Raw genomic sequence first — 11,319 nt, 5'->3', positions numbered from 1 at the left:
TTCGAGTGAGGGATCGGGAGGTGTACCCGGCGGAACGGTGCGACGGGCCGAAGGGCCGGAGCTTGAGAAGACCTTTGGTCTTCGAACCGGGTGCATGAGCACCGTGAGGCTGCGAAGGGTGCCCGACCACAGGGCGGGCACTTGAGAAACTCGAAGAGTTTCGAAGGGGCCATCCCCCTCCCGGCCCCTCCCCCGCGTGGCGATACCCGGAGGGAAGCCGTGTCAGCAATTTGACACCAAAAATTGCTTAATTCCTCCCAGGATGTGTCAAAATACTCTGAACGATATGAATCTTCAGCGCTAGACACTTCTGGGATGACTTCATGTATTGTCGATCCGGAGAGTATCGGGATGGCTCCACATCACGCAACCGGTCTGCCAGGCCGATATTTCAATCTTTTGACGGCATGCATATTTTCGATGAGGTGTGAAAGATCGCTGAAGAAGCGGAAAAAAGAGTTGCAGGATGATCTTTCCCGTTACGAGGGGTTCAGGGTCGCAAATTCCGCTTTCAGCTCCTGGTAGAACGTCTCGTTAGGGTTCTCCCTGATAAGTTCGTCGAGCGCCTCCTTGTAGATGGACGTGTTGATGTGATCGTTGACGTCGACCGTCGTCGTGTCGACATACTTAATCCTCGTAAGCAGGTCGTAGGTGTGCAGGATGCCCTTCGTGTTCGGGTCCGGCGAGATGTAGAAGTGCGGAGAGTTGATGGCCTCGGTGAGGACGTCTCTATCGGTCTGAACGTACTTCAATACCGCATCGACGGTCTCTTCCGGATTGGTCTTTGAGTAGTGGTAGGCTTTGATGAGCGCCTTCTCATACTTCACGTAGGTATCCCGGTCCTTTTCCAGCGTCTCGGTGAGGGCCGAGATGCGGCAGCAGGGATGTTTCGGGAAGTAGTCGTCCGTATAGAGAACGACCGGGAGGTTCTGCTTCTTGGCGATCTCCATATACGGCGTCCAGGTCAGCCCCACATCGACTTTGCCCGATTTCACCGCTTCCGTGACCGCAGCGGCCGATTCCAGTTCCTGGATGGTGATATCGTTCTTCAGGTCGAACCCGGCGTCCAGGAGCGCTCCCCGGAAGTTGATGTCCCCCGACGACATACGGACGGTTGCGACGGTCTTTCCTTTGTAATCGGAGAGATCGTTATACAATTGAGCATTCTCCGGCTTCACGATGATTCCGGCTCCGGCACCCATCTGTCCGCCGTATACGGTGAGGTCTGCACCCTTTGCGATGAAGACAAGAGGGGCAACCCCGAATCCACCGGTATCGAGTTTTTTGGAGATGATTGCGTTAACACCTTCGGCGCTGTTCGTGAACGACGAGAGTTCCACGTTGAGGCCCTGCTCCCTGAAGAAGCCCTTCTCCTGCGCAACGAAGATCAGCGTCCCGCCGTTGTTCGGGAGATAGCCCACCCTGAGGGTCTTTAGTTCGGCTGAGGTCACCGGGTCTGCTGCAGGTGCTGCCTGCCCCCCCTGTGACCAGAAGATCGCGACACCTGCAATGATCACAACGACGATAACCGCGAGACCGATGTAAATTTGTTTTTTTTCCATTCAAGTCCTCCAGCTCATCACGTTTGTTTCCGAAACAAGGGTATGCCCGAACCCTGCGTGGTGGAACTCAGGTAGTCCTGGCGCATCTTCCGGCGTACGGTCCATGTCCGGAACGGTGAAGCGCTGACTACTGCTTTGTAAAAAGATGATAAATACATGGAGTAAATGGTAAAACCCGCTGAATCCTTCATGAAGACGCATAGATTGCGGCAATATTTGTGAGCAACCCGGAGCGAGCGGCCGGCCCTCCCATGGCAGATCAGGCAGGATACCGGAACGCCCGGGGACCTGAACACCGGAGGCGCAAACTGCCGGATCACGGGGTATCGGGCGCTGGTCCGCCTGTTGACACTCTCCCTGCGTCCACTATCGGGAGAAAACGGTTTCCCTTCCGGAGTCTCCTCCGCAAACGACCCTTTCCCTCCGTAGCCGCCGGGACCGGGATCGCCCTGCCGCTCCGGCGGACGCTTGTCCGGGAAGATTTAAATGAACGGAGATAAAGTCTACATTAAAGGGATTTCCCCACCCTGCCTCATTCAACGAGCACAGAGAAACGAGGAGTAGATCATGGAGAATAAAAAGAAACTGACCACCGCCGCCGGCGCACCCGTGCCGGACAATCAGAACGCCGTGACCGCAGGTCCCCGCGGCCCCATGCTGATGCAGGACGTCTGGTACCAGGAGAAACTCGCTCACTTCGACCGGGAGGTGATCCCGGAGCGGCGTATGCATGCCAAGGGCTCCGGCGCTTTCGGCAAGTTCACCGTCACCCACGACATCACCCGGTTCACCAAGGCAAAACTCTTCTCTGAGGTGGGCAAGGAGACCGAGGTCTTCGTGCGCTTCTCGACGGTCGCCGGTGAGCGCGGTGCAGCCGATGCAGAGCGCGACATCCGCGGTTTTGCCATGCGGTTCTATACCGAGGAAGGAAACTGGGACCTGGTCGGCAACAACACCCCCGTCTTCTTCATACGCGACCCCCACAAATTCCCTGACCTCAACCGCGCCATAAAACGCGATCCGAGGACGAACATGCGCTCTGCAACCAGCAACTGGGACTTCTGGACTTCCCTTCCGGAGGCGCTCCATCAGGTGACCATCACCATGAGCGACCGCGGGATCCCCCTCTCCTACCGCCACATGCACGGTTTCGGCAGCCATGCGTTCAGCATGATCAACGCAAAAAACGAGCGCGTCTGGGTTAAATTCCACCTGCGGACCCAGCAGGGCATCAAGAACCTGACCGACCAGGAGGCCGAGGCGATCGTCGCCAAAGACCGCGAGAGCCACCAGCGCGACCTCTTCGAGAGCATCGAACGGGGCGACTTCCCCCGCTGGACGATGTACATCCAGGTGATGACTGAAAAACAGGCGAAGAAGATGCCCTACAACCCCTTCGACCTGACCAAGGTCTGGTACCATGGTGAGTACCCGCTGATCGAGGTGGGCGTGCTCGAACTGAACAGAAACCCCGAGAACTACTTCCAGGATGTGGAGCAGGCCGCGTTCAACCCCGCCGCCGTGGTGCCGGGCATCGGGTTCTCGCCCGATAAGATGCTGCAGGGGCGTCTCTTCGCCTACGGGGACGCGCAGCGTTACCGCCTGGGCGTCAATCACCACCAGATCCCGGTCAACCGCCCGAAGTGTTTTGCGAACCCCTCCCACCGCGACGGTCAGATGCGGGTGGACGGCAACGCCGGCGCCGCCGTCGGCTACGAACCGAACAGTTTCGGCGAATGGCAGGAGCAGCCGGAATACCGGGAGCCGCCCCTCGAGATCTCCGGCGCGGCGGGAGCCTGGAACTTCCGCGAGGACGACTCCGACTACTATACCCAGCCTGGTAAACTCTTCCGCCTGATGAGCCCGGGCGAGCAGCAGGTCCTCTTCGAGAACACCGCCCGCGCCATGGGAGATGCGCCCGAGTTCATCAAGATCCGGCACATCGGAAACTGCCTGAAGGCCGACCCGGCCTACGGGAAAGGCGTTGCGGAGGCGCTCGGCATCCCGCTCGACCGCGTGGAGTAGCGCCCGCCGCTCACTCTCTTTTTACCGGCCGGTATCGACGAAGCAGAACGGGTCTTCCGAAGCATGGTCCCCGCCGGCCGCATACGCCCGCACCCGGCAGCCCCCACCGCAGAGGTCGCGGTATCCGCACTTTCCGCACTTCCCCGCGAGTTCCCTTGGAACGGCCCTGAACCGGGAGAGAACCGGGTTTTCCGCCTCCTGCCATATCCGGGAGAACGGCTGCTCCCGGACGTTGCCGACGAGGAACTCGCGCGCACGGGCAAACTGGCAGGGGTAGACGTTTCCCTGCGGATCGATGTTCGCCACCCGCCTGCCCGCGCTGCACCCCCCGTTCAGGGACCGGACGAGTGCTTCCGCCTCAGCAACGTCGGAGGACCCGTCCCGCTCCATAGCGCGGAGCAGATGGACGCAGTCCTGCGGGGCGTCGACGGTGAGGAACTCCATGGACCCAGGATCGGTCTCCAACGCCCTCCGGTAAAGGAGGGTGAGCGCCCCGTCCACCTCCTCCGGCCCCACCTGGAGACGGTCGTAGGCGTCGCCCCCCCGCCCGCTGGGCACAAGCCAGTAGAGGCAGAACCGGGAGGCGCCGAGCGCCGCCGCGAGGTCGATCAGGGCTTCGAGTTCTCCCCGGTTCGCATTCGTCAGGGTGACCCGGAGGCCGGTCCGGATGCCGGCTTCCCGGCACCGGGCAAACCCCTCCATCGCCCGTTCAAACGCACCGGCCGTTCCCCGGAACGCGTCGTGGGTCTCCGGTCCCGCACCGTCGAGGGATATCCCGACGTACCCGATCCGGCAGTCCCGGATCATCCGGGCGGCGTCGGCGGTGATCAGGGTGCCGTTCGTGCTGAGAGCAGTCCTGATCCCCCGGTTCGCCGCCGCGCGTGCGAGTTCCGGTAGGTCCTCGCGGAGCAGGGGTTCGCCGCCGGAAAAAAGGATGAGCGGCACGCCCGCTGCGGCAAAGTCTTCGATGAGCGTGAGGGCCTCACCGGTCGAGAGTTCTTCCTCCGTCCCGCAGGCCGGCCCGGACCTGCTGTAGCAGTGGGCGCAGGCGAGGTTGCACCGGTCGGTGAGGTTCCAGAAGACGACCGGCCTGTAATCCCGCGCGAACGCGAGGTATTTCCCCGGCATCTCGGAAAGAGGGCGGTTCTGGTGACGCATGACGCCGCTGACCGTGCCCCGTCCATGCATACACTGTGTAATCCTGTTCATGGCAGGTCACCTCCATTCTCGCCGATACGTACATTCGGCACTCTCTTGAACTCCTCGGTGCTGAAGAGCACGAGATACTCCCCGCACCCGGCCGCCCGTGCAATCTCCTCGACCGCGCGGAGCACCTCCTCGCGACTCCTGCCGTGGTGCACGGTATAAAGGACGTACTCCCACCTCCCCGGCACCGGTCGGCGCAGATAGCAGTGGGAGATCCCGGGACTGGACGCGAACCGGGAAAACGCCTCTTCGTCCCATTCCGCGGGCGGCCGCCACGCAACGAGGGCGTTTGCCGTGATCCCGACGAGCCGCTGGTTTATCCGCGCCCGGATCTTCCGGATCACCCCCGCGTCGTGGAGGCGGCGGGTCCGCGCGAGCGCCTCCTCCCCCGGGATGCCGAGCCGTCTTCCAATCTCGGAGAACGGTTCACTGACCGTAGGCACCCCTTTCTCAAGTTCTGCAAGAAGGCCGGCATCAATCGGGTCCATGGTCCTCCTCGAAGAGACGGAAACGGACGTCAATTTTATAGGCCTGCACGGTGGGGAGGTTGAGCACATCCTCCCCGGAGATGCCCGTTCGGGCAAGGATATCCGCGAGCACCTCGTCGAGCCGATCCTCTGTCGGGGCGGCGAGGGTGAACCAGAGGGCGTAGGGATGGTCCCGCCGGAAGTTGTGCGAGACCTCCGGGTAGCCGTTGACGATCCCGGCCACTTCCCGCACCCGGTCCTCCGGCACGCGGAGCGCGATCAGGGACGCGGTGGCAAGCCCAAACCGGCGTGATTCAAAGACCGGCGAGACGTTGCGGAGAATGCCCGAGACGTGCAGCCTTTGCATCCGTGCCAAAAGTTCGTTCTCCGTGATCCCGAGGGGCGCCGCGATGGCGGCCCACGGGCGGGGCACCAGGGGGAGGTCGTCCTGGAGGGCATCGAGGATCGCGAGGTCGGTCCGGTCGATGCTCCGGGGCTCGTACCGGCACCACGGGTCCTCGCGCGAGACCTCTCCGCAGGGGTCGTCCGGCCGCAGGAGACCGTCGCACCACCGGGCGGGGACGGTATCGGCCCCGCGGTACGCCCGCGCCCTGCACCCCCCGCAGGTTGTCCGGTAGTCGCACCGCCCGCACTTCCCGGTGAGCCGGTCCGGATCGCGCAGAGCTGAAAATAGGTCGGAGTTGTACCAGATTTCGTGGAACGGGGTGGTGCGGACGTTGCCCGCACTCACCGGCAGGTAGGGGCAGGGCGTCACCTCCCCGGTCGCATAGATCCGGCAGTAACTGATGGCGGCCAGACACCCCCGGCTCCACCCGGAGTTCTCGATCCCAGCCTCGTCTGCGATGCGGCGGAACTGGGGGGCGCACGTCGGGCGAATCCGGAGATCGCTTTTCCGGTACCTGACGAGAATCTCCCGGATCAGCGTCTCATATTCGCCGGGGCTGCCTGCGCCAAGCCCGCGTGCCCTCCCGGTCTCCACCGGGAAGAAGACCTGATAGTCACGTACGCCGAGGGATTCACCCAGGGCGAGGACCGCCTCGACGTCGGCGAGGAGGGGACGCATGACCGTCATGTTGATCCGGACGTCGATCCCCGCGTCGCGGCAGTGCTTGATCGCCGCGACCGCCCGCTCCCATACCCCGGCAACGCCGCGGAACGCGTCGTGCCGCTGTGAATCCACCGAGTCGATGCTGATCGCTACCGACCGGATTCCCGCCTCTCTGAGCCGTTCTGCCGTCTCGTGATCGAGGAGGTAGCCGCTCGTGCCCATCGCCATCACGAGCCCGCGCTCGGTCCCGTACCGGGCGATCTCGAAGATGTCCTCCCGCAGGAGGGGTTCCCCGCCGGAGAGGACGACGACGGGTTTTCCGGTCGCTGCTATCTGGTCGATGACCGAGAACGCCTCATCGGTCGAGAGCACCCCCTCCGCTTCGTTCTCGCCTGCGTCCGCGTAGCAGTGGGCGCACTTCAGCGGACAGCGGAGGGTGACGTTCCACGAGACCAGGGCAGGGCCTCCCGGTGCGCAGATCAAGGGTTCACCCCGCCTGCCCCTGTGTTTCGGAAGCGGCCCGTCCCGTACCCGTTCTTCGTGTGCTGCATTCTTCCGTATCTCTGGTCGCCGCCGACTTCAACTTTTGGATGGGCCGACCCGATCCCGGGAAAAATTGCTCCCTTCCGGGAACCAGCTTCGTTACGCCGACGCCTCACGAAACGGATGGAAAAACGCCCGGATATCCTCCGGCGTGCGCTCTGCATACTCACGTAGCGGGACCGGGCCGATACCCTCCGGGGAGAGCGAGACCCACTCTTCGCGGTACCTGACGGCCCTGTCTCTGTCTACTATAAGTCGCCAAACCGACGATTTGAGGGAGCGCGCTATCACGCATAGACGTTCCGGGAATTCGTATCGGAGCGTATGAAGGCGTCCGTTCGGGTGCGGGGAGTAGGTCCCGAAGGAGACATGTTCGTCGTATATCGCTGCAGAATACAGGAATCCGCTAAGGGGGCTCTCTGTGACCGGGGATATCCTCATGTCCGGATCATACGACCCGGAAGGGTGACCCTTGCCGGTCATCCTTGACCGGAAAATCGCAGATCCGGTAGAGCATAATGTTGGTCGGCAGGTCGTCCTTCAAGAAGACCGGCCCGGGATCACCGGCGCTCCATGGGCGGAACTTCTCGATGATCCATGCGGCCAGACCGACGGGGGAGTCAAACATCCCGCAGGCAAGGGTCTACGGACGGGTCCCCTGGAGCATCGCGTACGCGCCCTCCTCAATGCCCCACACCTGAGAAGTCGAGGCCGGTGAGGTGGAGGCCGATGATCGAGCCGGCGAGAGCAGCCCCGATGTCGGAGGGATACCGACCACCTCACAGAGGTTCCGCGATCCGGTCGTAGCAGCGTCTTTCTCTGTCGGCTCACCGCCGGATTCGTATTTCCTCGGTCATCTACCGTGATTTTGGTGGAGGTTACGCTGCGCCGGCCGGCATATGCTCGCTCATTCCCCGAACGTGAACTCCGCCGCCCAGTCGAACCCCCGATTGTCTTCGTACCACTGCGGCCAGTGAGACGACCATGCAGGCACATTCACATCCCGGACCCGCTCGGTAGCCGGAAGGTAGGGCTTGATGTCCAGCACCGGCGTGTGATCGTCGGCATCGATGAATGGAACCCTGATAATGCCTGCGGCGGTATCGATGCCGAGCACCGGGACCGCCGAGAGTGCGATCGGGTTTGGCCGAACCGGCGACCGGGTGGCGAAGATCCCGATCATCTCAGGGCCCTTTGTGTAAGGTTTTCTGCACGTGGTCTCGCTCCGGCACTCCTCCGTATCGGATCGATCGCACCACCAGAGCACGAGTATATGGCCAAACCCGTCAAGCCCCAGGAGGGCTGGCCGAAACGGTTCGGCTATCTCTATAAAGAACGATCCTTCGTCGGCATGCACGATGCCGACCGGCTTTACGCTGAACGTGCGCGCATTCATATGAGTGCTCTCCCGTACGATGCCCGACCTTCGGCCCGGCACCGCCCTATCCGTGCAATGGTGGGCGCAACAGCAAAAAAGGTATGAGTCTCCCGCGGGGGAGAGTTGCACGCCTCACGGGAGGAATTCATCCACGTACTCGAGGAAACGCTCCATGGCTGCCGTCGAGTAGGGCCCTTCTTCGTACGCCGTCGTGATCGTCAGGCGGTCGCGGAAGGTGGAGGCAATCATCAGGAATCCATACGGCCAGCAGACGCAGGGGAGGTACCGGACGTCCAGGAGATCGAGGTCCGTGCCGTTCTTCCCCGGAACGGGGAGGTAGTCGCCGGGATCAAAGATCCCGAGATTGGAGAAGACCGGGTTTTTCAGGCCGGATTTTTGGTACCGCTCGATCATCTCGTCAAAGAACGCGCGCATCGCCGGCATCCCGCCCGCCATGATCCCTTCGTAGAAGAGGATGGGTGCGAGGCCGAGGTCCCCTGCCTTACGGCGGGCCGTTATCGCCGTTACCTGGTCGATGAGGTCCTCCAGACGCTCTCCCTCTTCTGCGATGAGGGTGACCTCATAGGAGACGGAGAAATTCATCGGGAGGTCCCTGCCCGGGCAACCGGGGTGTTTCCTCCGCAGGTCGGCGGATGTCAGAAGAGAGCGGGGCGCTCCCAGGTCCGCAGGATCGCTCCGGATCTTTATAAAGGCAAGGAAGAACGCAACGATGAGGAGATCGTTCACCGTAGCCCCATGTGGCTTGCCGAACGCTTTTATGAGCCCGAGTCGTCCGGAAGAGAGCGTCCGGGAGGCGATCCTGGGGGTTCCCCTCCCCATCCGTTCGACCGGGAAGCGCCACCGGTCGACGAAGGGTTCTTCCGCGGCGAGTGCGCGCTCCCGCTCCTCCTCAGAGTAGAGCGCGAGGACGCGGTCCGTGCTCCGGTCGTAAGGTCTCCGGGAAACCGGCCGAAAATCCGGGTTCTCCATGATCCCCCGGTAGGTCGCAAAGAGGTCTCGTGCAAGGACGGTGGCGCCGTGGGCGTCGCAGAAGCCGTGGTGGCAGGTGACGACGAGGATGTCGCCTCCCGCCCGGCGGTAGAGACCGACCCGCACCTGCGGCCCGGAGCGGAGATCGAGCGGCGGCGGGGGTTCGCTGAGGGGCCGACTCTCATCTTCTCCGGGCGGGGCGAGGACGAACGCCCGCTCCCACAATTCTTCCGGGACCTCCTCCCAGACGGGCAGGCCGTCCGTTTCTGCAAACCTCGACCGCAGGTAGGGATCGGACGCGATCAGCCGCTTCGTCGCCTTCCTCAGGACCTCGTCGTCGAGTTCGCCGTCGAATACAAAGACAACGTGCATCGTCGGGTCGTAGATGCGCTCAAAATAAACATTGAAGATATCGAAGGTAGACGCAGGGCGACGGACCGGTGATGAGGACATTACCATATAAATCTTTTTTTCAGGGATAACTGCTTTCTTGTGAGGCGCGATACTGCACCCGGGAGATCGTCCCCGGGTTGCAAACGTTTTTGAGCGGGGGCCGGTTACGATCTATCGGATGGAGGAAGTCCCGGATGAAGAGAAAAATCATCGATATCAACGAGGAGAAGTGCACCGGGTGCGGGCTCTGCATACCCGACTGCCCGGAAGGAGCGCTCCAGATCATCGAGGGAAAGGCACGGCTGGTGAGCGACCTCTTCTGCGACGGACTCGGTGCCTGTATCGGGGCGTGCCCGGAGGGGGCGATCTGCGTCGTTGAGCGGGAGGCCGGGCCGTACGACGAGGAGGCAGTGATGGCAAAGATTGTCCCCCAGGGGGAGGCCGTCGTCAGGGCGCACCTTGAACACCTTCTTGGCCACGGAGAGGAGAAACTCTACCGCCAGGCGGTCGCGTATCTCGCCGGGCACGGTATCCCGGTTCCCCGGCACGCCGCCCGGCCTCCTGCGGCGCCGTGCCCGGGTTCCGTGGCGCGGAGCCTTCCAGGAGAAGAGGAGGCCGGCGATCAGGGGCGTGCCGGGCGGACGGAGTCTGAACTGAGGCAGTGGCCGATCCAGTTGACGCTCGTGAACCCTGCGGCATCTTACTTCGACGACGCGGACCTCCTCGTCTCCGGGGACTGCGTCCCCTTTGCCTACGCGGATTTTCACCGCGAGTTCCTGCGGGGCAGGATCATGCTCGTCTTCTGCCCGAAACTGGATGCAGACATCGGGGGGTATGTCACCAAACTTGCGGAGATCTTTTCGCGGCACACGATCCGGTCGATCACGGTCCTGCACATGGAGGTGCCCTGCTGTAGCGGGGTGCGCTCTGTCGTGGACGAGGCCCTGAGACATGCGGGAAAAGAGATCCCGGTGACCGAATATACCGTAACGCTGCAGGGCCGGGCGACGGAGGGGAACAGGCCCCGGCGCCGGGGTCCCGGAGGCGTCACCGCCGCGAGACGTACCGGCTCCCCTTCAGGTAGAACCGGAGGGGGAGGTCCGCCGCCTTCGTGATCCCTACCCGGGTCGTCTGCACCACCTCCCCGGGCATTCCCTCCGGTCGGCGTCCGGGGAGGCTCCCGGGCGACCAGACCTGCAGGGGGCCGTCAAGGAGGGAACTGCCGTTGAGGTCCATGGTGATGCCGAGCGCCTGCGTCAGTTTTCCCGGGCCGCTCGCAAGAGAGACCGGGTCGTCGATCCCGCGCCTTACCTGCATCCGGTCGATCCCGGCGGCCGGTTCGAGCGCACGGATCAGGACCGCCTCACCCGCTCCTTCCTCTCCGGTCACGACATTGACGCAGAGGTGCAGACCATAGATCCGATAGATGTAGGCATGGCCGGCCGGACCGAACATAACGCAATTTCTCTTTGTCTCTCCCCGGAACGAGTGGGCCGCCGGGTCCCCCCGGAGATAGGCCTCATCCTCGACGATCCAGCCCATCGTCGTCCCCGCCCCGTCCCGGTGAACAAGCAGGCATCCCAGCAGGTCCTTTGCGACGGTCACGGTATCTCGTTCATAGAATGCAGGTGATAGGATCATGAGGGTCCCGGGTTTTTCCCTGAAAGGTCTCTTCCCTCATCCCAT

At 62.8% G+C, this 11,319-nt stretch carries 11 protein-coding genes; 3 read left to right on the top strand and 8 right to left on the bottom strand.

Translation table 11 applies throughout. The annotated features are described in order from the left end of the window. Nucleotides 1–479: 479 nt before the first annotated feature. The gene (locus BRA42_RS12905) at nucleotides 480–1,562 is read right to left on the bottom strand and encodes an ABC transporter substrate-binding protein (protein ID WP_342770749.1); all 1,083 of its coding nucleotides are present in this window, start codon (nucleotides 1,560–1,562) and stop codon (nucleotides 480–482) included. Between the two features lie 567 nt (nucleotides 1,563–2,129). On the opposite strand from BRA42_RS12905, the gene BRA42_RS12900 reads away from it, so the two are divergent. Next, nucleotides 2,130–3,587 carry a catalase gene (locus tag BRA42_RS12900; RefSeq protein ID WP_342686222.1) on the top strand — a complete coding sequence of 486 codons (1,458 nt, stop codon included), beginning with the start codon at nucleotides 2,130–2,132 and terminating at the stop codon, nucleotides 3,585–3,587. A 21-nt stretch (nucleotides 3,588–3,608) separates the two neighbouring features. Here the strand turns inward: BRA42_RS12900 and BRA42_RS12895 are convergent, their stop codons facing one another. The 4 genes from BRA42_RS12895 to BRA42_RS12880 form a co-directional block, all read right to left on the bottom strand. Next, on the bottom strand, nucleotides 3,609–4,796 hold the full coding sequence (locus BRA42_RS12895) for a radical SAM/SPASM domain-containing protein (RefSeq protein ID WP_292409594.1): 1,188 nt from the start codon (nucleotides 4,794–4,796) through the stop codon (nucleotides 3,609–3,611). Next, on the bottom strand, nucleotides 4,793–5,281 hold the full coding sequence (locus BRA42_RS12890) for an AsnC family transcriptional regulator (RefSeq protein ID WP_292409596.1): 489 nt from the start codon (nucleotides 5,279–5,281) through the stop codon (nucleotides 4,793–4,795). Before BRA42_RS12890 ends, BRA42_RS12895 begins: the two co-directional genes overlap by 4 nt. Beyond that, nucleotides 5,268–6,812 (bottom strand): radical SAM/SPASM domain-containing protein, encoded by a 1,545-nt coding sequence (locus BRA42_RS12885; protein ID WP_292409598.1) that lies wholly within the window; start codon nucleotides 6,810–6,812, stop codon nucleotides 5,268–5,270. The genes BRA42_RS12890 and BRA42_RS12885 overlap by 14 nt, the downstream gene beginning before the upstream one ends. A gap of 159 nt (nucleotides 6,813–6,971) precedes the next feature. Then, the gene (locus BRA42_RS12880) at nucleotides 6,972–7,355 is read right to left on the bottom strand and encodes a hypothetical protein (protein ID WP_342771177.1); all 384 of its coding nucleotides are present in this window, start codon (nucleotides 7,353–7,355) and stop codon (nucleotides 6,972–6,974) included. 35 nt (nucleotides 7,356–7,390) lie between these two features. Between BRA42_RS12880 and BRA42_RS12875 the strand changes: the two genes are divergently transcribed. Beyond that, the gene (locus BRA42_RS12875) at nucleotides 7,391–7,573 is read left to right on the top strand and encodes a hypothetical protein (RefSeq protein WP_292409602.1); all 183 of its coding nucleotides are present in this window, start codon (nucleotides 7,391–7,393) and stop codon (nucleotides 7,571–7,573) included. A gap of 206 nt (nucleotides 7,574–7,779) precedes the next feature. On the opposite strand, the gene BRA42_RS12870 is transcribed toward BRA42_RS12875, so the two are convergent. Continuing rightward, entirely contained in the window at nucleotides 7,780–8,268 is a 489-nt protein-coding gene (locus tag BRA42_RS12870) for an SAM-dependent methyltransferase (protein ID WP_292409603.1), read from the bottom strand. Nucleotides 8,269–8,382: 114 nt separating this feature from the next. After that, the gene (locus tag BRA42_RS12865; RefSeq protein ID WP_292409605.1) at nucleotides 8,383–9,693 is read right to left on the bottom strand and encodes a condensation domain-containing protein; all 1,311 of its coding nucleotides are present in this window, start codon (nucleotides 9,691–9,693) and stop codon (nucleotides 8,383–8,385) included. Nucleotides 9,694–9,827: 134 nt separating this feature from the next. Here BRA42_RS12865 and BRA42_RS12860 point away from each other — a divergent pair, with 134 nt between their 5' ends. After that, nucleotides 9,828–10,748: an ATP-binding protein gene (locus BRA42_RS12860; RefSeq protein ID WP_292409607.1), complete on the top strand. Its 921-nt coding sequence runs from the start codon at nucleotides 9,828–9,830 to the stop codon at nucleotides 10,746–10,748. Here BRA42_RS12860 and BRA42_RS12855 read toward each other — a convergent pair. Next, on the bottom strand, nucleotides 10,681–11,238 hold the full coding sequence (locus BRA42_RS12855; RefSeq protein ID WP_292409609.1) for a DNA-3-methyladenine glycosylase: 558 nt from the start codon (nucleotides 11,236–11,238) through the stop codon (nucleotides 10,681–10,683). The genes BRA42_RS12860 and BRA42_RS12855 overlap by 68 nt on opposite strands. Between the last annotated feature and the right edge of the window lie 81 nt (nucleotides 11,239–11,319).

The sequence above is a fragment of the Methanoculleus sp. UBA374 genome, from assembly GCA_002508705.1.
In the GTDB taxonomy this organism is placed as follows: domain Archaea; phylum Halobacteriota; class Methanomicrobia; order Methanomicrobiales; family Methanoculleaceae; genus Methanoculleus; species Methanoculleus palmolei.
Note: the sequence above shows the minus strand (reverse complement) of the source record. Positions and strands in the feature narration are given on the sequence as shown.

Excerpts from the sequence above, each read along its gene's own strand:
- BRA42_RS12865 (WP_292409605.1), bottom strand. The coding sequence starts at position 9,693 with ATGTCCTCATCACCGGTCCGTCGCCCTGCGTCTACCTTCGATATCTTC.
- BRA42_RS12900 (WP_342686222.1), top strand. The coding sequence starts at position 2,130 with ATGGAGAATAAAAAGAAACTGACCACCGCCGCCGGCGCACCCGTGCCG.
- BRA42_RS12875 (WP_292409602.1), top strand. The coding sequence starts at position 7,391 with ATGTTGGTCGGCAGGTCGTCCTTCAAGAAGACCGGCCCGGGATCACCG.
- BRA42_RS12890 (WP_292409596.1), bottom strand. The coding sequence starts at position 5,281 with ATGGACCCGATTGATGCCGGCCTTCTTGCAGAACTTGAGAAAGGGGTG.
- BRA42_RS12870 (WP_292409603.1), bottom strand. The coding sequence starts at position 8,268 with ATGAATGCGCGCACGTTCAGCGTAAAGCCGGTCGGCATCGTGCATGCC.
- BRA42_RS12880 (WP_342771177.1), bottom strand. The coding sequence starts at position 7,355 with ATGACCGGCAAGGGTCACCCTTCCGGGTCGTATGATCCGGACATGAGG.
- BRA42_RS12895 (WP_292409594.1), bottom strand. The coding sequence starts at position 4,796 with ATGAACAGGATTACACAGTGTATGCATGGACGGGGCACGGTCAGCGGC.
- BRA42_RS12860 (WP_292409607.1), top strand. The coding sequence starts at position 9,828 with ATGAAGAGAAAAATCATCGATATCAACGAGGAGAAGTGCACCGGGTGC.
- BRA42_RS12905 (WP_342770749.1), bottom strand. The coding sequence starts at position 1,562 with ATGGAAAAAAAACAAATTTACATCGGTCTCGCGGTTATCGTCGTTGTG.